The 20,097-nt window shown below is 64.6% G+C and carries 21 protein-coding genes and 1 tRNA gene (1 of these 22 only partly in view); 12 read left to right on the top strand and 10 right to left on the bottom strand.

What is annotated here, in order from left to right:
- Window positions 1–12: 12 nt before the first annotated feature.
- A complete protein-coding gene (locus tag QP803_RS21060; RefSeq protein WP_284945426.1) occupies window positions 13–657 on the bottom strand; it encodes a hypothetical protein in 645 nt (214 codons plus the stop codon).
- Between the two features lie 160 nt (window positions 658–817).
- Between QP803_RS21060 and QP803_RS21065 the strand changes: the two genes are divergently transcribed.
- Window positions 818–1,831 (top strand): 4-hydroxyproline epimerase, encoded by a 1,014-nt coding sequence (locus tag QP803_RS21065; RefSeq protein WP_284945427.1) that lies wholly within the window; start codon window positions 818–820, stop codon window positions 1,829–1,831.
- 19 nt (window positions 1,832–1,850) lie between these two features.
- On the opposite strand, the gene QP803_RS21070 is transcribed toward QP803_RS21065, so the two are convergent.
- Window positions 1,851–2,936, bottom strand: a complete 1,086-nt coding sequence (locus QP803_RS21070; RefSeq protein WP_284945428.1) for a DNA glycosylase AlkZ-like family protein — start codon at window positions 2,934–2,936, stop codon at window positions 1,851–1,853.
- Between the two features lie 79 nt (window positions 2,937–3,015).
- On the opposite strand from QP803_RS21070, the gene QP803_RS21075 reads away from it, so the two are divergent.
- Window positions 3,016–3,089: transfer RNA gene (locus tag QP803_RS21075), tRNA-Gly, on the top strand.
- Here QP803_RS21075 and QP803_RS24120 read toward each other — a convergent pair.
- Genes QP803_RS24120 through QP803_RS21090 form a run of 3 tightly spaced genes read right to left on the bottom strand, consistent with a single transcriptional unit; the run spans window position 3,041 to window position 5,854 of the window.
- Window positions 3,041–3,928, bottom strand: a complete 888-nt coding sequence (locus QP803_RS24120) for a class I SAM-dependent methyltransferase (protein WP_350356107.1) — start codon at window positions 3,926–3,928, stop codon at window positions 3,041–3,043. The two genes, QP803_RS21075 and QP803_RS24120, sit on opposite strands and share 49 nt — an antisense overlap.
- Window positions 3,925–4,587, bottom strand: coding sequence for a class I SAM-dependent methyltransferase (locus QP803_RS21085; protein ID WP_284945430.1), 663 nt, complete (start codon window positions 4,585–4,587; stop codon window positions 3,925–3,927). The genes QP803_RS24120 and QP803_RS21085 overlap by 4 nt, the downstream gene beginning before the upstream one ends.
- Before the next feature lie 37 nt (window positions 4,588–4,624).
- Window positions 4,625–5,854 (bottom strand): argininosuccinate synthase, encoded by a 1,230-nt coding sequence (locus tag QP803_RS21090; RefSeq protein ID WP_284945431.1) that lies wholly within the window; start codon window positions 5,852–5,854, stop codon window positions 4,625–4,627.
- Window positions 5,855–5,940: 86 nt separating this feature from the next.
- On the opposite strand from QP803_RS21090, the gene QP803_RS21095 reads away from it, so the two are divergent.
- From QP803_RS21095 to QP803_RS21105, 3 genes are read left to right on the top strand one after another with little or no spacing between them, the layout of a single operon-like run.
- Window positions 5,941–6,987, top strand: coding sequence for a DUF2125 domain-containing protein (locus QP803_RS21095; protein WP_284945433.1), 1,047 nt, complete (start codon window positions 5,941–5,943; stop codon window positions 6,985–6,987).
- 10 nt (window positions 6,988–6,997) lie between these two features.
- A complete protein-coding gene (gene hslO, locus QP803_RS21100) occupies window positions 6,998–7,987 on the top strand; it encodes an Hsp33 family molecular chaperone HslO (RefSeq protein WP_284945434.1) in 990 nt (329 codons plus the stop codon).
- A gap of 34 nt (window positions 7,988–8,021) precedes the next feature.
- A complete protein-coding gene (locus QP803_RS21105; protein ID WP_284945435.1) occupies window positions 8,022–9,056 on the top strand; it encodes a YajG family lipoprotein in 1,035 nt (344 codons plus the stop codon).
- A gap of 91 nt (window positions 9,057–9,147) precedes the next feature.
- Here QP803_RS21105 and tldD read toward each other — a convergent pair whose 3' ends face one another.
- The 3 genes from tldD to QP803_RS21120 all read right to left on the bottom strand — a co-directional run bounded on the left by tldD (window position 9,148) and on the right by QP803_RS21120 (window position 12,062).
- Window positions 9,148–10,599 (bottom strand): metalloprotease TldD, encoded by a 1,452-nt coding sequence (gene tldD, locus QP803_RS21110; RefSeq protein WP_284945436.1) that lies wholly within the window; start codon window positions 10,597–10,599, stop codon window positions 9,148–9,150.
- Between the two features lie 10 nt (window positions 10,600–10,609).
- Window positions 10,610–11,656, bottom strand: a complete 1,047-nt coding sequence (locus tag QP803_RS21115; RefSeq protein ID WP_284945437.1) for a COX15/CtaA family protein — start codon at window positions 11,654–11,656, stop codon at window positions 10,610–10,612.
- Window positions 11,657–11,798: 142 nt separating this feature from the next.
- The gene (locus tag QP803_RS21120; RefSeq protein ID WP_284945438.1) at window positions 11,799–12,062 is read right to left on the bottom strand and encodes an usg protein; all 264 of its coding nucleotides are present in this window, start codon (window positions 12,060–12,062) and stop codon (window positions 11,799–11,801) included.
- A 258-nt stretch (window positions 12,063–12,320) separates the two neighbouring features.
- On the opposite strand from QP803_RS21120, the gene groES reads away from it, so the two are divergent.
- From groES to QP803_RS21135, 3 genes are all read left to right on the top strand, one after another.
- Window positions 12,321–12,635, top strand: a complete 315-nt coding sequence (groES, locus tag QP803_RS21125) for a co-chaperone GroES (protein WP_284945439.1) — start codon at window positions 12,321–12,323, stop codon at window positions 12,633–12,635.
- A gap of 37 nt (window positions 12,636–12,672) precedes the next feature.
- On the top strand, window positions 12,673–14,319 hold the full coding sequence (groL, locus tag QP803_RS21130; RefSeq protein WP_284945440.1) for a chaperonin GroEL: 1,647 nt from the start codon (window positions 12,673–12,675) through the stop codon (window positions 14,317–14,319).
- A 235-nt stretch (window positions 14,320–14,554) separates the two neighbouring features.
- A complete protein-coding gene (locus QP803_RS21135) occupies window positions 14,555–14,758 on the top strand; it encodes a cold-shock protein (RefSeq protein ID WP_284945441.1) in 204 nt (67 codons plus the stop codon).
- A 91-nt stretch (window positions 14,759–14,849) separates the two neighbouring features.
- On the opposite strand, the gene QP803_RS21140 is transcribed toward QP803_RS21135, so the two are convergent.
- Together QP803_RS21140 and rpsU are read right to left on the bottom strand one after the other, a co-directional pair.
- Entirely contained in the window at window positions 14,850–15,902 is a 1,053-nt protein-coding gene (locus tag QP803_RS21140; protein ID WP_284945442.1) for a glycosyltransferase family 4 protein, read from the bottom strand.
- A gap of 235 nt (window positions 15,903–16,137) precedes the next feature.
- Entirely contained in the window at window positions 16,138–16,341 is a 204-nt protein-coding gene (gene rpsU / locus QP803_RS21145; RefSeq protein ID WP_141459012.1) for a 30S ribosomal protein S21, read from the bottom strand.
- 144 nt (window positions 16,342–16,485) lie between these two features.
- On the opposite strand from rpsU, the gene def reads away from it, so the two are divergent.
- The 4 genes from def to clpB form a co-directional block, all read left to right on the top strand.
- Window positions 16,486–17,031 carry a peptide deformylase gene (gene def / locus QP803_RS21150; RefSeq protein WP_284945444.1) on the top strand — a complete coding sequence of 182 codons (546 nt, stop codon included), beginning with the start codon at window positions 16,486–16,488 and terminating at the stop codon, window positions 17,029–17,031.
- Window positions 17,032–17,035: 4 nt separating this feature from the next.
- Complete coding sequence (locus QP803_RS21155; protein WP_284945445.1) at window positions 17,036–17,698, top strand: COQ9 family protein; 663 nt, start codon at window positions 17,036–17,038, stop codon at window positions 17,696–17,698.
- 35 nt (window positions 17,699–17,733) lie between these two features.
- Window positions 17,734–18,783 carry a transglutaminase family protein gene (locus tag QP803_RS21160; protein WP_284945446.1) on the top strand — a complete coding sequence of 350 codons (1,050 nt, stop codon included), beginning with the start codon at window positions 17,734–17,736 and terminating at the stop codon, window positions 18,781–18,783.
- Between the two features lie 100 nt (window positions 18,784–18,883).
- A protein-coding gene (gene clpB / locus QP803_RS21165) for an ATP-dependent chaperone ClpB (protein ID WP_284945447.1) crosses the window boundary here: on the top strand, window positions 18,884–20,097 show its beginning. 1,372 nt of this gene lie beyond the right edge of the window; only the first 1,214 of its 2,586 coding nucleotides appear in the window; the start codon lies at window positions 18,884–18,886; its stop codon lies off the right edge, out of view.

Here is a 20,097-nt window from a genome sequence, read left to right on the forward strand (position 1 = left end):
CGGGCAGCGCGGCTACGGGCTTTCGCGCTTTGTGCTGCCGCGCACGGTTTCGCTTCCGGTCATGATCGTGGCGCCACGGAGCAGCACGGCCGCGAGCGCCGCCTGGGAATTCATGCCGGTCTGCGCGAGAAGTTTTTTCATGCGCGTGCGGACGGTCCCGATCGGGAGCCGCCGGGTCTGCGAGAATTCGGACAGATTGACACCGACGGCCAGGCATTCCGCCAAAGACGCATTCTGAGGCGAAAAGCCGAAGGCGAGTTTCGCCCAACCCTCGTCCAGCAGCATGGGTGCGCGAAGCTCCGCCACGCAGACGACGACCAGATCTTGCCCCGCAACAGGCTCAACCCGCAGGAGAGCGGTCACCTCGCCCTGCCGTGTGAGGAAGCGGATCAGTTCGGATTGCTTGGTCGTCGCGACGCGGGTGACCGTTTCGGTCAAGACGTGGGTGTCGCTTTTCCGGCGGATCACCAGCCGGCGGTCCTGCGACCGGTAAAACATGCGCGCGACGCGGAGAAGGTCGTTTCCCGCGCGGTTGGAATCGAGGATCAGACACTCTGGGCTCAAGGTGAAGACAGGCACAGAAATGATATCCATTGCCACACGGGTCGCCGCGACGATTGAAGGTCCGTCCCGTATGGCCGTGTTCTCAAGCTGCATGACGTTTTCCGCCTATTCATAGCCTGCCGCGCTTTGGGCGCGATGAGCGGTATCGCCGATGGCGAGATGCCTGAAGATTAAGGACTATTCGTAAAGGAAACACTGCGGAGGTAAAGGGAGAGTCGAAGACGAGGCTCCGGGTAGAAGGATATGTCCCAGAATGACGGCAGCGACGGCCTTCCATACCTTTCAGTGCATTGACGGCCATACCTGCGGCAATCCGGTCCGGTTGGTTTCGGGCGGCGGCCCCTTGCTGCGCGGAACCAGCATGAGCGAGCGGCGGCAGGACTTTATGGCGCATCATGACTGGGTGCGCCGTGCGCTGATGTTCGAGCCGCGCGGACATGACGTGATGAGTGGCTCCATCCTCTATCCGCCGACGCGCGAGGACTGCGACATCGGGATTCTGTTCATCGAGGTGTCAGGCTGCCTGCCGATGTGCGGGCATGGCACCATCGGCACGGTCACCATGGCGATCGAAAACGGGCTGGTAACGCCGCGAGAGGAGGGGCGCCTGGTTCTGGACGCCCCGGCCGGCCGGGTGGTGGCGGAATACCGGCGTGACGGTCGTTTCGTGGACAGCGTTCGCATCCATAACGTGCCGTCGTACCTCGCGGCAGAGGGCGTGCGGATCGACGTGCCTGGGCTGGGCGCGCTTGTGGTCGATGTCGCCTATGGCGGGAATTTCTACGCCATCATCGACCCGCAGCGGAATTTTGCGGGCGTCGAGACCTTATCGGTGGGCGAGATCCAGCGCCTCAGCCCCATCGTGCGCCAACTGATGCAGGAGGCTGTGACGGTGGTGCATCCCGAGGACCCGACCATCAACGGCGTCAGCCATGTGCAATGGACCGGCGCGCCGCGCGATAAGCGCGCGCACGGGCGCAACGCGGTCTTTTACGGCGACAAGGCGATCGATCGGTCGCCCTGCGGCACCGGCACTTCGGCGCGCATGGCGCAGCTCGCGGCCAAGGGCCGGCTCAAGGTCGGGGATGAGTTCATCCACGAGAGCATCATCGGCAGCCTGTTCGAGGGCCGGGTCGAGAGCGCGGTGACGGTTGGCAATCAGAGCGGGATAAGGCCGAGCATCGCCGGCTGGGCGCGCATGCACGGCTACAACACCATCTTCGTCGATCCGCGCGATCCCTTCGCGCATGGGTTTCAGGTGATTTAGATTAGGCCGGGGCCGAAATTCAGGTCAAAAATCGTTCCATCCGCGCCACTTCAGACTCGAAGGCGCGGCGGAAATTCTCGCCCTTCGGGGCGGGGCCGACGAAACCGTGCTCCACCTTTACTGTCCCGTCCGCAATCGAAACATTGGCCCAGCCGATGACGCGGTCCCGCCACAGCATTGGCATGGCGTAATAGCCGAACTGGCGCAGGGGCGCCGGCGTATAGGCCTCGAACCGATAGGCCCAACCCCAGAGATGCTCGAAGCGGCGCCGGTCCCAGACAGTGGGATCGAAGGGCGCCAGAAAGCGCACGCGGGCGGGCTGATCGTCGGTCGCCACGACGTCGGTGACAGCGGGCCAGAGATAGCGTTCGCGGTCGATCTCACCGCTTTCCAATGCGCCGGAGGCGAGCAAGGTGTGGATCGCCGATCCCATAGGGCCGAGACCCGGCGCGCCCCGGCGCATCAGGGACAGCGTTCCCCGCAGGCTGACCTCCGAGATCGGGGCGAGGATGCCCGCCACCAGCAGAATGAGGCGCCGGATGCGCTCGTCCGCCGACAGGGGCTCCGGCGGCTCGGGCGCGGCGGCATAGGTGCGAATGCCCTCCTGCCGCCGAATGACCCGCAGCAAGCCGTGGTAATGCAGCTCGTGCAGCACCTGCGTTGTCGCTTTGGAGAACCCGCCCCAGGCATTGGTCGCGCGATCACGACCGAACACGGCTTCGAGGTCTTTCGGATGGGTGGTGGCGCGCGCCCGCACGAGGGTCAGAACCTCGGCGGCGAGGCCGGTCGGAGCATAGGCCTTGTCCGGATCGGTGCGATCAGGGCGCGGATGCAGCAGGCGCATCGTCTCGGGCGGCATGAAGCCATAGGCATAGAGGAAGTCTTCCTCCAGGCCGAGCTTGCCGAAGCGTTGCTCCAGATCGCCGGCGCGATAGCCGCTGACACGCTGGCGCAGAATGAGATCCTGGGCGCGGGCAGGGGCGCGGATCGGGTCCGCCTGGACGAAGCCGAGCCTGGCGACGGCATCGGCGAGGGTCGTTGGCTTGAACAGCGAGGCTTGGAGCGCGCGCGCGCGGAGTGTGCCGATCGTGAGGGGAAGCGTCATGCGGGCCCGGTCAACCTCGGCGTCCTGCGACGCGGACTTGCGAAAGAGGGTCGTCGGGCGGTATCAACCTCTCCGGCGCGCGGGCGTAGCATAGTGGTAATGCTCTAGCCTTCCAAGCTAGCTAGGAGGGTTCGATTCCCTTCGCCCGCTCCAGCCGGCTTGCGATAGACCAACAGGCAATAGCGCATCGAATGCGTGCGGTAAGCGACCAACAGCCTCACTAGAGTCAGCGCGAAAATGCGGTTCTCGGCCGAGCGCTGCAACAGAAACCGCCGATAGCGGTCGTCGCTCACGATCTTCCCGGCGACCCGCTTCAGGCAGATCCACCAGGTCTTGCGGACCCGGTCGCTGATATCGGCCTGGCCCTGAATCTCGAATCCCGCATGCTCGGCCATCGCGGCGTAATCAGCTTCGTCCCCCATGCTCGGAAGCCTGCCCTCGCGACAGATCGGCTCCAGCAAATGCCGCACTTCCCATGGCCGCGGATCGGTTTTGGACAGCCAGGCATAGACGCCGAGAAGTCCGCCAGGCCGCAGGGTGCGGAAGGCCTCATCGAAAAAGCGCTGCTTGTCCGGCATATGCTCGGAACTCTCGATCGAATAGGCGCGGTCGAAGCAGGCGTCGGGCAGGCCGTTCGTGAGCCAGTCCTGCACGCGAATATCCACGCCCGGCACAGGTTTGGTGGCGGCATAGGCGGCTTGGGCGGCCGAGACGGTGAAGCCGGTCATGCGCACGTCCCGCGTCTGCGCCAGATAGCGCGCCGTCGCGCCATAGCCGCAGCCGATATCCATGACATCCAGATCAGGTGCCAGATTCAGATGATCGGCGAGGAATTCGATCAGCGCGACCGCTGCCTCGGGCGGTGTCTCGCGTCCGGTCACCCAATAGCCGTGATGGACATGGTCGCCCCAGATCTCGCGATAGAAGGCGTCGAGATCGTCGTAATGGGCCGCGACGGCGGCGGTGGTCTGGACAGTCTTGGGATGGATCATTTCAACCGCCCGACACAGTAGCGAAAGGCCATGCGCCAGCGGATGGTGGCAGGCACCCCGGCCTCGGTGGTCAGCCGCGCCCAGTCCGCGCGGCGAAAGCTGCGGGCGATGGAGACGGTGCCGTCATACCGCACGATGCGGTGCCAGCCCATCAGCCTAGCGAGCAGCCGGAAGCCGTAATAGGGGAAGGCGTGGCGGTGAAGGTCTGCGATGAACCAGCCGGCACGGGCGTGGCGTTCCATCCAACGCAGGAAATCCACCACCTGGCCGTCGGTCAGATGATGGGTGAATTGCGAACTGACGATGAAGTCCGGCGCCGGATCGGGGGCATAGGCAAAAACGTCGCCGATGCGCCAGGCGATGCCCATGTCGGGCGGCGTCGCGAGGCCGGCGGCAATAGAGCTGCGGGGATTGAGGTCGATGCCTTCCAGCATCGGCCGGAAGCCGCGCCCGATCGCCCAGCCGTGGATGGCGCGCAGCAGATCGCCGTGGCCGGAGGCCACGTCAAGGATCGATATCGTGGCCCCGGGCGGATAGCCGCGTGTCGCCTCATCCAGCCATCGCAATGTCGGGCGATGGGTAAATGTGACGCGGTTGACGGTTTCGAGGTCGGCCAGGCAACGGGCATAATCCGCAGCACTGACCGTCTCGTCATCCATCAATTCGGCGGCGGTGCTCCGCCTGGACAGATCGATCTTAAAGGCTCCCGCCCTTGCGGCCGACGGCAGCGCCGAGGCGCAGCCGCAGCGCTTGGAGCTTGATGAAGCCCTGGGCATCGACCTGATTATAGGCGCCCTGATCGTCCTCGAAGGTGACGACCTTGGCCGAGTAGAGGCTATGCGGGCTTTCGCGGCCGATGACGGTGACATTGCCCTTATAGAGCTTCAGCCGCACGCGACCGGTGACGGAATGCTGGCTCTCATCGATCAGCGCCTGAAGCATCCGCCGCTCCGGGCTGAACCAGAAGCCGTTATAGATCATCTCGGCGTAGCGCGGCATCAGGCTGTCCTTGAGATGGGCGGCCTCGCGGTCCAGCGTGATGCTTTCGATACCGCGATGGGCGGCGAGCAGAATGGTCCCGCCCGGCGTCTCATAGATGCCGCGCGACTTCATGCCGACGAAGCGATTCTCGACCAGATCCAGCCGGCCGATGCCATTGGCGCGGCCAAGTTCATTGAGCCGCGTCAGCAGGGTGGCGGGGGACAGCGCTTCGCCATCGATCGCGACGGCGTCGCCCTTCGCGAAGTCCATGCTGATGACGGTGGGGGTGTCCGGCGCATCCTCGGGCCGGATGGTGCGCTGATAGACGATTTCATCGGCTTCGATGGAAGGGTCTTCCAGGATCTTGCCCTCGGAGGAGGAGTGCAGAAGATTGGCGTCCACCGAGAAGGGCGCCTCGCCGCGCTTGTCCTTGGTCACGGGGATCTGGTTCTGCTCGGCGAATTCGATCAGCCGCGTGCGGCTGGTGAGGTCCCATTCGCGCCAGGGCGCGATGACCGTCACATCGGGTTTGAGGGCGTAATAGGCGAGTTCGAACCGGACCTGGTCATTGCCCTTGCCGGTGGCGCCATGGGCCACGGCGTCGGCCCCGACCATTTCGGCGATTTCGATCTGGCGCTGGGCGATGAGCGGCCGCGCAATGGAGGTGCCGAGCAGATATTGCCCCTCATACAGCGTATTGGCGCGGAACATCGGAAAGACGAAGTCCTTCACGAAGGTCTCCCGCAGATCGTCTACGAAGATCTGCTTCACGCCCATCATCTCGGCCTTGCGGCGGGCGGGCTCCAACTCCTCACCCTGGCCAAGGTCGGCCGTGAAGGTCACGACCTCGCAGCCATAGGTGGTTTGCAGCCAGCGGAGGATGACGCTGGTATCGAGGCCGCCGGAATAGGCGAGCACGACTTTCTTTACGGATTTGGCGGCCATGGGGGGATCTCCAGACTGTCTGTTGCCCCGAGGCATAAGGTCGGGCCAGGGTGGCGGCAAGCGCCCGCATGACGATATGGAGTGCCATGACCAAAAGGCGACGCATCCGGCGGGTTCTGGCCGGGCTCATTCTGCTGCTGATCCTGGTCGGCGCGGCCTGGACCGGCGTGTGGTTCATCGTGGCCGGCAGGCTTGCCGACCATCTGGCGGCCTGGGAGCAACAGGAAAAGGCGCAGGGCTGGACCATCACGCATGGCACCCCCAGCCGCACCGGCTGGCCGATGGCGGCCGGCATCACCTTGCCCGATTTCTCCGTGACCGGCGGCGACGATATCCTGCCCGGCGGCATCGCCTGGAACGCTGAGGCGGTGACCCTGGCGCTCGATATCCGTCATCCCAATGATCTGTTCGTAGGCGTGACGGGGCGGGAGCAGATCCGCGTGGCCCAGGCCGCGCCGATTCCCTTTCAGGCGACGCGACTGACTGGGCAGGTGGAAATCCTGCCCGGCGATACGCCCGGCCTGGTCCAGACTCATGCCACCGGTGTTCTTGCCGCCTTCAATGGCGCGGCGCTTTCGGTGACAGACGTCAATGCCGCGCTGCGCGCCGATGGCAGTGCCGATGCCGAGCATGACGCGCTGATCGTGGCCGCCACGGCGACCGGTATCGGTCTGCCACCGAGCGTCACGCACGCCTTGGGCTCGTCGGTGAAGACCTTCGCCTTCGATGCGGCGGTGACGGGACCGGTGCCGCTGGCCGGGGCGGCGCCCGATCCTGTCGCCGCTGCGAATGGATGGCGCGATGCCGGCGGTAGCCTGACGCTGCGCGCGCTGCATCTTGATGACGCGCCCCTGGTACTCGACGCGCAGGGCCGCTTTCAACTCGATGCCACGCTGAAACCCACAGGCGATCTCGCTGTTCATGCGGTGGGCCTCAATGCGAGCCTGGACCGAATGGCCGCCGCGCGCGATATTCCCCACTCCGTCGCGGTGGCGGTCAAAGCCATGCTGGGCCTGCTGATCACACCCGCCAATACGCTTTCGCCTGAGAAGGCACCGCTTGACGCGACTCTCTCCCTGCGGGACGGCCTGATCAGCCTCGGCGCCATCCCGCTCCTGCGGCTTCCCGACTGATGAGCATGCCATGACCGATAGCCCCGCTTTCGTCGCCCCGGCCTTTCTCGATAGCGGCCGTCCGGCCGTGCCCGACATCGTTGTGCCGCGCGGGATCACGCCCTTCTACCTGCCCGGTCGCCCCGTGCGGGGCCGTTTGGTGCGCCTGGGCGCGCTCGCGGATGCGCTGCTGACGCGGCATGAGAATCATCCGGCCGTCACCCGCCTCGCCGGCAAGACCTTGGCGCTGACGGCGGCCCTCGCCACGGCGCTGAAGTTCAAGGGTACCTTCAGCATCCAAGCCAAAGGGGATGGCCCCGTCGATCTGCTGCTCGCGGACTGCACCGACCAGGGTGCGCTGCGCGGCTATGCCCGCGCCGATGCCGATCGGCTGCAGGCGACACTGGCCTTCGGCGAGGATCCGACCGATGCGGCGCTTTTGGGCAAGGGCTACCTCGCCTTCACAGTCGATCAGGGGCCTGAGACGGAGCGCCACCAGGGCATCGTCTCGATCGACGGTGAGACCATGACGGACATGGCGCTGCACTACTTCGCGATCAGCGACCAGTTGCAATGCGACCTGCATATCGCCTGCGCCCAAACGCCGGCGGGCTGGCGCGCCAGCGCGTTGGTGTTGGAGCGCATCGCGCCGGGCGGGGAAGGCAACCTCACGGCCACCGAGTCCGAGCAGGACGAAGCCTGGAGCACCGCCAAGACCTTGGCTTCGACCATCACGGCGGCTGAGCTTCTGGACGATACCCTGTCCCCCGAGCGGCTGCTGTATCGGCTGTTCCATACCGAGGGCGTGGCCGCCGACCTTGCCCGCGCGCTGGGCTATGGCTGTCGCTGCTCACGCGCCAAGCTCACCGGTATTCTCGAAGGATTCACGCCCGAGGAACTGGACGAGATGAGCACGGGACACGACATCGTCATGACCTGCGAGTTCTGCAACGTCGATTTCCGGTTCCCCCGCGTGGATATCCGGGGTCAGACGGCAGACGGTTCTCGCGAGACGCCCTAAACCTTATCCAGCCTGCGATTTAGGAGAAGACCCGTTGAGACGCTCCCCCTTCCGTCACATGATGCTCGGCGCCTGCCTGATGGCGCCCTTCCTGCTGGCCGGCTGCGCCGGAGGGGATGAGGGCGTACCGCAGAGCTTTCCGCCGCTCCGCTATACCTATCTCGCGCCACTATCGCTCAATGTCGGGCAGATCGTGACGCAGGTTCTGTATGTCCCGGCGGCCGACGGTAGCAGCGTCGATGCCATGAGCCCTGAATCGCCCCTCGATGCGGCGCGGCAGTTGATCCAGGATCGCCTGGTCGCAGGCGGTGGTGGCGGCATCGCGACCGTCACCATCAACAGCGCGTCCTTGACCCGGGTGACCGACACGGTGGTCGGCAATATCTCCATCCATCTCACGGTGCGCTCGGCCGATGGGCGCAGCAGCGGTGTTGTGGATGCCACGGCCACCCGCACTGGAACGACGCCGGCCGATACCAGCCCCGATGCCATGCGCGCCTTCCTGTATCAGCTGACGCAGCAGTTGGTCAGCGCCGAGAATGTCGAGCTTGAGTATCAGATTCGCCAGCGTTTGGGGTCGTGGCTCGTCGGCGGTGGGGCTTCGGCCGTCGGTGGTCCGGCGGCGCCGATCCCGGTGCAGGCGCAGGACCTTGGCGGCGCATCTGCGCCGGTGGCCATGCCGAGCACGGGCGGTCCGACGCCGCTGATCGCGCCCGCACCGATGGGCACGGCGGCCCCGATGCCGCAGTTGGTGGCACCGTCGCAACTCACGACGCCGACCCCCGCACCAATGGCCATGCCGATGACGATGCCTGCGGTATCTGCGCCAGCGGTCGCGCCGGAGCCGCCGACGGTGGAGATGCCGAGCGGCAGCGTCGGTCTGCCCGAGGGCAATCCCGTGCCGCAATACGTGCCGCCGCCGGCCGCAACGACCGCGCCGGTATCGTTGACACCCGCGACCAGCACGCCGCCGCCGAGTGCGGTTCCGATGCCGACGCCCGCGCCCGCGCCGGCAGCACCTGCGTCCAGCAGCGCCTTGCCGCCCTTGCCGGCCGGCATCACGCCGTAACTCTCACGGCGGAATGCGCTACGCTTTTCCGCCCTACACGTTCACGTAGGGTGGAAGAGCGAAGCGTATTCCACCAATGTGATTGTCTTGTTTACCCCGCCGTGCCGCCGATGGTGAGGCCGGCCATCTTCATATGCGGCTGGCCAACGCCCACCGGGACGCCCTGGCCCTGCTTGCCGCAGGTCCCGATACCCGGATCGAGGGCGAGGTCGTTCCCGATCATCTCGACCTTGGTCAGCGCATCCGGCCCATTGCCGATGATGGTCGCGCCCTTCACCGGCGCGCCGATTTTGCCGTCCTCGATCATGTAGGCCTCGCTCGCCGAGAAGACGAACTTGCCCGAGGTGATATCGACCTGGCCGCCGCCGAAATTCACGGCATAGAGACCGCGCTTGACCGAGCGGATCATTTCCTCGGCGGTGTTCGGGCCATTGAGCATGATGGTATTGGTCATGCGCGGCATCGGCGCATGGGCATAGGATTGCCGCCGGCCATTGCCGGTGGCGCGCATGCCCATCAGCCGGGCGTTCATCCGGTCCTGAATGAAGCCGACCAGGATGCCGTCTTCGATCATCGTCGTGCGGCTGGTGGGCGTGCCTTCGTCATCCACCGTCAGGCTGCCACGGCGATCCGGCAAAGTGCCGTCATCCACCACCGTCACGCCGGGGCTCGCGATGCGCTGACCGAGCAGGCCCGAAAAGGCCGAGGTCTTCTTGCGGTTGAAATCACCTTCGAGGCCGTGGCCGATCGCCTCATGCAGCAGAATGCCGGGCCAGCCATTGCCGAGCACGACTTCCATCTCACCCGCCGGGGCCGCGACGCTGTCGAGATTGAGGCGCGCCTGACGCAGCGCCTCATCGGCCGCACCACGCCAGACGGCGCCGTCCATGACATGGCTATAGCTGAAGCGCCCGCCGGTGCCGTGGCTTCCCGTCTCGCGGCGACCATTATGCTCGATCACCACACTGACATTGAGCCGCACCAGGGGGCGCAGATCGGCAACGCGGCTGCCATCGGCGCGCAGGATTTGCACCGCCTGCCACTCTCCATACATCGACGCCATCACTTGCGTGACGCGAGGATCGAGGGCGCGGGCATAGGCGTCGATTTCCGACAACAGAGCGGCGCGCACCGAAAACTCGGTGGTGCGAAGCGGATTATCTCCGGAATAGAGGCGCTGATTGGTGGCGCGGGGCGCTGCGTTGAACTCGCCCGCATGGCCGCCGCGCACGGTGCGTACGCTTTCGGCGGCGCGGCGCAGCGCGTCATGCGACAGCTCGCCGGCATGGGCATAGCCGGTCGCCTCGCCGGAGACGGCGCGCAGGCCGAAGCCGAGTGTGGTGTCGGAACTCGCGGTGCGAATGCGCCCGTCTTCGAGGGCGAGGGCCTCACTCTCCCGGTATTCCAGGAACAGCTCGCCGTCATCGGCGCCGTCTAGCGTCTGGGCGACCAGGGTTTCGGCTTCCTGGCGGTCGAACCGGCCGCCATCCTGCCCGAAGAACAGGCCGTCCGTCGTGTCCAATGGGGTCGCCAAGGGCTGCATTGCGAATGACCTAGGTAAGAGAATAGCGACGGGCGCCACGCAGGCTGTGGAGGGCGATCATGCCCGCACTCAGAAGGAGAACGGCCACGACCTGATGCAGGGTCGCGAGATCGACCGGCACCCTCAGCACCAATGTGGAGACGCCAAGGACATATTGCACCACCACTGTCGCGCCGAGGGCAAGCATCGCGTCACGCGGGCCATGCGGCAACAGCAACCGGCGGCTGGTACCCCAGACCGCCGCGATCAACGCCGTGATCGCCGTACAGGTGGCGAGCAGACGGTGGTCGAACTGGATGGCGGCGAGGTTCTGGAACCAATTGAGCCAAAAGGGCGTGAGATGCGCATAGCCCGGCGGCACCACATGCCCGTCCATCAATGGGAAGGTGTTGAAGACGTAGCCGGCGCGACTGCCGGCGGTGAAGCCACCCGCAATGATGGTGACGGCGGTGAGCGTGACGACGACGCGGATCAACGTCCGCAGACCAACGGCCCCCGGGACCGCGACGGGCACCGGCGCCCATTCGGTCAGCGCCACCCATAGGATGGCGGCATAGAGCACTAGGGCCAGGGTCAGGTGAGCGACGAGCCGGATCGTTGCGACATGCTCGGAATCCGGAAAGAAGCCGGAGGCGACCATGAACCAGCCGACGAAGCCCTGCATGGCGCCGAGGAAGAAGATGACGATCAGTCCGGGCAGCAGGCGACTGCGGATCTGGCCGGTGACGGCGAAGTAGATCAGGGGCAGCAGGAAGGCGATGCCGGTGAGCCGACCCCAGAACCGGTGAATCCATTCCAGCCAGAAGATCTGTTGAAAGCCGGACAGGCCGAAGCCTTCATGCTGCAGTTTGTATTGGGGAATGGTCTTGTAGATGTCGAACAGATGCTCCCACTGCGCGTGAGACAGCGGTGGCAGGATGCCGCTGATCGGCGCCCATTCCATGATGGACAGGCCCGAACCAGTGAGGCGTGTGGCGCCCCCGAGGGCGATCATGCCCAGCAGCATGAAGCAGATGATGAAGAGCCAGACCGAGACGGCCCGCCGCGAGCGGGCCATGGGAACGGCATCCTGGCGGCCGTGGGCAAGTGCGAGATCAAGGGACATGGACCCATATAGCGGCTTCTTGCGTCCCTCGATAACCTATCTCAAGGAATGACAGGTCCTCGGCGTTTTGCGGGTTACGCCGTTCACAGTCATGTCAGTGCAAGGCGAGGCTGTGGTCGACATGCCGCCAGGCCGGCGGCGCGATGAGGGTGCCGGCAGCCGCGACACGCACGGAATGCAGCGCGCCTTCCAACTCCCGCGACCAGAAATCCAGGAACTTCTTCAACGCAGGGAAATCCGGCGCGCGGTCCATATCCTGCCAGACATAGCTTTGCAGAACGGCTGGATGGTCGGGCAGGCGGTAGAGGATTTCGGCAGTGGTCAGGCGGTAATCACGAAGCTGGAGGGCCAGGCTCATCCTATCGTCCTTTGCTGCGAAGCCACGGATGACAGGACGATGACAAAACAATGCCGCCCAAACAACAAAAAACGTATCATTGTCAGCAGGTTAGCACTCTTCGACGACGACTGCTGCTGGATGCTTGACAGCGGAATAGGCATTTCTTAGATGGTTGGCACTCTCACGAAGAGAGTGCCAACCGCGCTGGACGGTGCCGCTGCTCAAGGGCCTCCCGCGCGGAGCAAAAGCTCAACAGCCCATTCAGGAGCGATCCGAATGAAGTTCCGTCCCCTGCATGACCGCGTCGTCGTTCGCCGCTTGACCGCGGAAGAAAAGACCTCCGGCGGCATCATCATCCCCGACACCGCCAAGGAGAAGCCCATGGAGGGCGAGATCGTGGCGGTTGGACCCGGCGCCCGCAATGAGCACGGCGAGGTGGTTGCCCTCGATGTTCAGGCCGGCGACCGCATCCTGTTTGGCAAGTGGTCCGGCACCGAGGTCAAGATCGACGGCGAAGAGCTGCTGATCATGAAGGAATCCGACATCATGGGCGTGATCGCCGGCGGCGCAGAGGCAAAGCAGGCGGCCTGAGCCGCCCCTTTCCCGCTCACTCACAAGGAACAGAAAAATGGCAGCGAAAGACGTTCGCTTCTCGACTGACGCCCGTGCGCGCCTTCTGCGCGGCGTCGATATCCTGGCCGATGCGGTCAAGGTGACGCTGGGTCCCAAGGGCCGCAACGTCGTTCTGGACAAGAGCTTCGGCGCCCCGCGCATCACCAAGGACGGTGTGACGGTCGCCAAGGAAATCGAGCTTGCCGACAAGTTCGAGAATATGGGCGCGCAGATGGTGCGCGAAGTCGCCAGCAAGACCAATGACCTGGCCGGTGACGGCACCACCACAGCGACGGTTTTGGCGCAGGCCATCGTGCGCGAGGGCCTGAAGGCCGTTGCCGCCGGCATGAATCCGATGGATCTGAAGCGCGGCATCGACAAGGCGGTTGTCCTGGTCGTCGGTGAGTTGCAGCAGCGGTCACGCAAGATCACCACCCCGTCCGAGACGGCGCAGGTCGGCACTATCTCCGCCAATGGCGAGGCCGATATCGGCCAGAAGATCTCCGAGGCGATGCAGAAGGTCGGCAACGAGGGTGTGATCACCGTCGAAGAGAGCAAGGGCATCGAAACCGAACTCGACGTCGTCGAAGGCATGCAGTTCGACCGTGGCTACGTCTCTCCGTATTTCATCACCAATCCGGAGAAGATGGTCGCCGATCTGGAGAGCCCGTACATCCTGATCCACGAAAAGAAGCTGTCGGGTCTTCAGCCGATCCTGCCGCTGCTCGAATCCGTCGTGCAATCGGGCAAGCCGCTTTTGATCATCGCGGAAGATGTCGAGGGTGAGGCGCTGGCCACGCTCGTCGTCAATAAGCTGCGCGGCGGGTTGAAGATCGCGGCCGTGAAGGCGCCGGGCTTTGGCGATCGTCGCAAAGCCATGCTGGAAGATATCGCGATCCTGACCGGTGGCCAGGTGATCAGCGAAGACCTCGGCATCAAGCTTGAGACGGTAACCCTCGCCATGCTCGGCCGGGCCAAGAAGGTGCTCATCGAGAAGGAGAACACCACGATCGTCGAAGGCGTCGGCAAGGCTGAGGAGATCAAGGGTCGTTGCGCCCAGATCCGCGCCCAGATCGAGGAGACGACGTCCGACTACGACCGCGAGAAGTTGCAGGAGCGTTTGGCGAAGCTCGCCGGTGGCGTGGCCGTCATCCGCGTCGGTGGTTCCACCGAAGTTGAAGTGAAGGAGCGCAAGGATCGCGTGGACGACGCGCTGCACGCAACCCGCGCGGCGGTTGAGGAAGGCATCGTTCCGGGCGGCGGCGTGGCACTGACGCGCGCTTCGCTGATCCTGCACGGCGTCAAGGGCGACAATGCCGACCAGACCTTCGGCATCGAGATCGTCCGCAAGGCGATCCAGACGCCACTGCGCCAGATTGCGGAGAATGCCGGCGCCGATGGCGCTGTCATCGCCGGCAAGGTTCTGGAGAACGCCGACTACAACTGGGGTTATGACGCCCAGACCGGTGACTTCAAGGATCTCGTCTCGGCCGGCATCATCGACCCGACGAAGGTCGTGCGCACCGCGCTTCAGGATGCGTCATCGATCGCGGGCCTGCTGGTGACGACTGAGGCGATGGTCGCTGAGCGGCCTGAGAAGAAGGCGTCGCCGATGCCTGGTGGTGGCGGCGGAATGGGTGGCATGGGCGATATGGATTTCTAAAAGCCGACCGCCTGGCGTTGAGTCTTGCTGTCAGGGGCGGGATTTTTCCCGCCCCTTTTCGTTTCTGCCCATGGGGAGCCAATCCCAATTGACAAGGGCCGGCGTTTTCTGCATGGGTGATGAGCGAGCGATTTCCGGCCTGTCTTGTTGCGCCTCCGCCCAAGCGGTGCTGCCAAGCTTTCAGGCCCCGGGTGTTGAGCGGCGCGGTTTTATTCGAGACGGGGATAGTTACGCTATGGCGATCGGCACTGTGAAGTGGTTCAACACCACGAAGGGTTTTGGCTTCATCATGCCCCAGGACGGCGGCAAGGACGTTTTCGTCCATATCACAGCCGTCCAGGCAGCCGGTCTTCGCGGCCTCAATGAGGGCCAGAAGGTCAGCTACGATGTGGCGATGGAGCGCGGCAAGGCCGCCGCCACCAACCTCAAGGCGATCTGATTTAGGATTGGTTGGTGGAATAGGCTGCGCTTTTCCCCCCTACGACGTGATGTAGGGCGGAAAAGCGAAGCGTTATCCGCCAAATACGCCGTTAGCGGACCAAGCGCAGCTTGGGCCGGCGCGCGGCCGAGATATTCCGGTAGATCGACAGATAGTCATCGGCCATCCGGCGCGACGTAAAGCGCTTCTCGAAGGTGGCGCGAACCGTCGCCCGTGACAGAGACGATAGGCGCCGCGTCGCGGCGATGGCGCTCATCTCATCTTCGACGACAAAGCCCGTCACGCCCTCGTCGATAATTTCCGGCACCGAGCCGTGGTTATAAGCAATGACCGGCGTGCCGCAGGCCATGGCTTCGATCATCACAAGGCCAAAGGGTTCCGGCCAATCGATCGGCATCAGCAGGGCCTTCGCGCCGCTGAGGAAGGCCGGCTTCTGCGCCTCGTTGATCTCACCCACCAATTCGACGCCACCCTCGGCGATCATCGGCTTGATGACCGCCTCGAAATACTCGGCATCGACCTTATCGATCTTGGCCGCCATCTTCAGCGGCATGCCGGCGGCACGCGCGATGCGAATGGCGCGATCCGGGCGCTTCTCCGGGCAGATGCGGCCGAGGAAGGCGAGGTAGGTCTGCTCGCCGCCCTGCGGCGTCAGCAGATCGGCGGGCAGGCCATGCAGCACCGTGCCGACATAATTCGCTTCCTGGAGCGGCCGACGCTGCGATTCCGAAATCGATACGACGTTCATGTTCGGCAGCGCCGCATAGACCGGCTTCAGCTCCGGCAGATCGAGACGGCCGTGCAGCGTCGTCACATAAGGAATGTTGTGTCGCGCAAAGAGGGACGCGGGCCAATAATCGAGATGAAAATGCAACACGTCGAACTCATCCGCCCGCTGGCGCACCCGCTCCAAAAGCAGGGCGAGGGGGGCGGACCAATCGCGAATGGTGGGGTCGAGCCGCAGGGCTTGCGGCCAGACCGCGTCCAACTCGGCGTTGGTCACGGAATCGCCACTCGCGAACAGCGTGACCTCGTGACCGAGATCGACCAGCTCTTCCGTGAGATAGGAAACCACCCGCTCCGTCCCGCCATAGAACTTGGGGGGAACCGCTTCGGCCAAGGGAGCAATCTGCGCAATCCGCATCTGTTCAGTCTCCTGCGTGGAACGGCTATCTGCCTTGCTGAACAAACAGATAGGAGGAGATCGCGGCAACGGTGGGGCGGACGCGTGCCGCAGTTGCGGCATGACGCCATAAATCCATGATTCATCTGGATTTAATTGTTTTCACATTTCGGTGGACTGGCAAATCGGACAAAGAAAAAGCCCGCCGGGCGAACCCGCGGGCTTTTTCAAACACGAAGCTTATGGCAAAGGCGAATTAGAAGCCTTCGCGCTCCAGGCGCTTGCGCTCCATCTTCCGCGCCCGGCGCACCGCTTCGGCGGCTTCCCGCGCGCGACGCTCCGACGGCTTCTCGAAATGGCGACGCAGCTTCATTTCACGGAAAATACCTTCCCGCTGCATCTTCTTCTTGAGCGCCTTGAGCGCCTGATCAACATTGTTGTCACGAACGAGAACCTGCACTGGGTCGCCTGCTCCATCACTGGATTGCTATAAAAACGCCGATAGCGGGGTAAACAACCACCCCCGCCACGGATCAGGCGGGCGCTATATCATGATCGTTCGGCGACACCAAACCCTTTCCGTCTTTCCGGAGCTGGAACCTCGATGGCTATTCTGAAGATCGCGCGCATGGGCCACCCGGTTCTGCTTCAAAAGGCACACCCTGTGGAAGACCCGACCGCGCCGGAGATCAAGCGCCTGGTGGAGGATATGATCGAGACCATGCTCGATGCCGGCGGGGTGGGTCTGGCGGCCCCCCAAGTCCATGTTTCGCTTCGCCTTTTCGTGTTTCATCTGCCGGCCTCAAGGATCGAAGGCGAGGACGCGATCGCGCTTGCGCCGCATGCCGTGATCAATCCCGAGTTCACGCCGTTGGACGAAAGTCAGCGCCTCGGATGGGAGGGTTGCCTCTCGATTCCGGGCTTGCGGGCAGCCGTGCCGCGATTCCCACGGATCCGCTATGTTGGCTTTGGGACGGATGGCCAGGGCTTCGAGCGCGACGCCGCCGGCTTTCATGCCGTGATCGTGCAGCACGAGTATGATCATCTCGATGGCATCCTCTATATGATGCGCATGACGGATTTCTCGATGATGGGCTTCAACGAAGAACTCGCCCGCTTTCCACCCAGCCTTCCTGCCGATGGTGTCTGATATCATGAGCGCATCCGCCGAGTTCGCCGCCGATCCGAGCCTGGACGCCGATCAGGCCGCTGCCATCGACGCCATGTTGCCTGCTGTGCCGCAATTCGGCTGGACCAGCCGGGCGCTGCGGGAGTCGCTGCGCGACGCAGGCGGGGATGAGTCTGAGGCGGAGTTCCGCTTTCCCGGCGGCGCGGCGGAGATGATCGAAACCTTCTTCGGACTCACCCTGCGCCGGGCGATCGCCCGTGCCGAGCCCGATATTGCGGGGGAGATGCGCCTGGGCAAACGCGTGCGCGGCGTTGTGAAGGCCCTGCTCGACGAGCTTTCGCTGAACAAGGACGCGACGCGCCGGGCGATCGCCTGGCTGATCCTGCCCCGCCAGGCCCGCGTCACCGCCCGCATGCTCGCGGCTTTGGTGGACGGCATCTGGCATGCGGCCGGCGATCAATCCGCCGATTTCAGCTGGTATACGAAACGCGCCAGCCTGATCGGCATCATGCTGCCGACGCTGCTGTTCTGGCTGAACGACTTCGAGGAGGATAACGAGGCGAGCTTGGCCTTCTTCGATCGCCGCTTGGCGGATCTCGGCCGCATCGGGGCCGCGCGGGGGCGCATCAGTGCCTTCTGTGCGAGTCTGATCGGCCCGCGCGCCGATGCGGGTAGGATGCGCGCTTGAGCGGCTCCGTTCCTGTGAGAGGCGGCTGACCGGGTATGCCGCGCGTCAGAATCGTCCATACGACCGAGTATAAGTATTCCGCGCCGGTCAAGCTGACCGAGCATCGCCTGATGATGCGCCCGCGTGACAGCCACGATCTCCGGCTGTTGGACACCACCTTGTGGATCACCCCCGCCGGCGCCCGCACTCGCTGGGCGCATGACGTCTTCGGCAATTCGGTCTGTCTGCTCGATTGGCGCGGTGCCTCGACCAAGACGCTCCGCATCGTCTCGGCCCTCGACCTCCAGCATTATCCGACGATCACGGATCTGCCGATCGACCCCTCGGCGGAAACCTATCCCTTCCGCTATGCGGGCGATGAATATCCCGATCTCAGCCGGCTGATCGAGCCGCATCACCCCGACCCTGATCGGCAGGTGGAAGGCTGGGCGCGGCGCTTCCTCAAGCCCCAGGGCAATACGCCGACCCGCGAACTGCTCATTAATATGACGCAGGCGATCAAGGCCGATTTCAAATACGAGGCGCGCGAGACGAAGGGGACGCATGGCCCCCTGCATACTCTGTCCCGCAGGCGCGGCGCCTGCCGGGACTTTGCGGTGCTGATGATGGAAGCCGCGCGCTCCCTCGGTTTCGCTGCGCGGTTCGTCTCGGGCTACCTCTATGATGAGGCGATGGTCGATAGCGTGGACCGCATGGTCGGCGGCGGCTCGACCCATGCGTGGTGCGCGATCTATCTGCCCGGCGCGGGCTGGGTAGAATACGACCCCACCAATGGCTTGATCGCCGGGCGCAATCTGATTCGCGTTTGCATGGCGCGAGAACCGCATCAGGCGACGCCGCTTTCGGGTGGCTATATCGGCGAGGCGGAGGACTTCCAGTCCATGTCCGTCTCGGTTGAAGTGACGGTGGGGAATCAACCGCCCGTCCATGACTGCGCGAGCGAGAAGGCCGTCGAGGACGCCAAGGCCGAGGGCGCCGCATCTGTGCCGGATGAGCCCGAGAAGCGCGTCAGCGAAACAGCCGCGCGTCCCGCGCCGACCCCCGATCTCGTCTCAGCGTGCGCGGTTGACCTCACGCCATCTTGAGCGACCGCAAGGTCGTCCCTACCTAGAGGAGCGTATCGTGGCGGCTGTTGCCTGATGAGGGACAGTCTCCACGGGTCGCCTTCTGACAAAGGGACATGACATGGACATCGAGAAGTTTACGGAACGCTCGCGCGGCTTTCTCCAGGCCGCGCAGACCATTGCCATCCGCGAGTTCAATCAGCGCATCGCACCGGAACATCTGCTCAAGGCGCTGCTGGATGACCCCGAGGGCGCGGCCGCCGGCTTGATCCGCGCCGCCGGTGGCGACCCCGCTGTCGCGCTGAACGCCATGACGGCCGATATCGCTCGCCAGCCCAAGGTTCAGGGCGGCGGTGCCGGCCAGCCCCAGATCACGCCAGACCTCGTGCGCGTGCTCGACTCCGCGCAGACGGCGGCCGAGAAGGCGGGCGATGACTACGTGGCGCAAGACCGGTTGCTGGTGGCGCTCGCCGCCAGTGACGGGCCGGCAGCACGGGCCCTGCGGGACGCGGGGGCCAATGCCCAGGCGCTGGATCGTGCGGTCACGGATATGCGCAAGGGCCGCAAGGTCACCAGCCAGGCCGCCGAGTCCAACTTCGACGCCCTGAAGAAATACGCGCGGGATGTGACCGAGCAGGCGCGGAACGGCAAGCTGGACCCTGTTATCGGCCGGGACGAGGAAATTCGCCGCACCATCCAGGTTCTGGCGCGGCGGACCAAGAACAACCCCGTGCTGATCGGCGAGCCCGGTGTCGGCAAGACCGCCATCGTCGAGGGTCTCGCGACCCGCATCGTCAATGGCGATGTGCCAGAGGCACTGCGCAACAAGAAGCTGATGGCGCTCGACCTCGGTGCCATGGTGGCAGGGGCGAAGTATCGCGGGGAGTTCGAGGAGCGGCTGAAGGCCGTGTTGGCGGAGATCGAATCCGCCCAGGGCGAGGTCATCCTCTTCATCGACGAAATGCATACGCTGGTGGGGGCCGGCAAGGCGGATGGGGCGATGGACGCGTCCAACCTGCTCAAGCCGGAACTCGCGCGGGGCGCGCTGCATTGCATCGGCGCCACCACGCTCGACGAATATCGCAAGCATGTCGAAAAGGACGCGGCCCTTGCCCGGCGCTTCCAGCCGGTCTTCGTGGGCGAGCCGTCGGTTGCCGACACGATTTCGATCCTGCGCGGCATCAAGGAGAAATACGAACTGCATCACGGCGTACGCATCACCGATGGCGCGCTGGTGGCGGCGGCGACGCTCTCCAACCGCTACATCGCCGACCGCTTCCTGCCCGACAAGGCGATCGACCTCATGGATGAGGCCGCGAGCCGTCTGCGCATGCA

This window comes from Acidisoma sp. PAMC 29798, assembly GCF_030252425.1.
In the GTDB taxonomy this organism is placed as follows: Bacteria; Pseudomonadota; Alphaproteobacteria; order Acetobacterales; family Acetobacteraceae; genus Acidisoma; species Acidisoma cladoniae.